The 446-nt window shown below is 74.2% G+C and carries 2 protein-coding genes; both read right to left on the reverse strand.

Translation table 11 applies throughout. The features are described from left to right. Positions 1-300, reverse strand: a 300-nt coding sequence (locus B7767_RS39445) for an FAD:protein FMN transferase (protein ID WP_143652912.1), incomplete at its 3' end; no start/stop codon positions are given. 55 nt (positions 301-355) lie between these two features. After that, positions 356-446: FMN-binding protein (locus tag B7767_RS39450; RefSeq protein ID WP_143652911.1), on the reverse strand; the 91-nt coding region annotated here is incomplete at its 5' end.

Below are 446 nucleotides of genomic sequence, written 5' to 3' on the forward strand. Positions count from 1 at the left end.
CCGCTCCGTGGCCCAGCCCTTCACGACGCCCGTCGGATCGAGCCGCCCCCGGTAACGCGGACTGAACCAGCCCTCGCTCACCCGCTCCGCCTCCGCCGCCAGCTCCAGCACCTCGGCGACCTCGGCGTCGCACTCCCCGACGCTCAGCTCACCCCGCGCCAGCCGGGAGATCTGGCTGTCGTCGCGGTACGTGCTGAACACCTCGTCGACCCGGTGCAGCCCCGCGACCGCCTCCTGGAGCGCCGCGCGCACCACAGCGGGTTCCCCGCCGCGGACGTCGAGGGAGAAGACGGTCCCCATCGTCTCCTCCGCGTGACGCACCGCGGCGGGAGCCTCGGTCGGCTCGGCCACCGTGTCAGCCACCGGCCTTGTCCAGCGCCGACTGGAGCGACTGCCTGTACCCCGCGCTCGTGTACGTGGCCCCCGACACCGCGTCGATCCCCGCG

The organism is Streptomyces sp. 13-12-16 (assembly GCF_002114215.1).
In the GTDB taxonomy this organism is placed as follows: Bacteria; Actinomycetota; Actinomycetes; order Streptomycetales; family Streptomycetaceae; genus Streptomyces.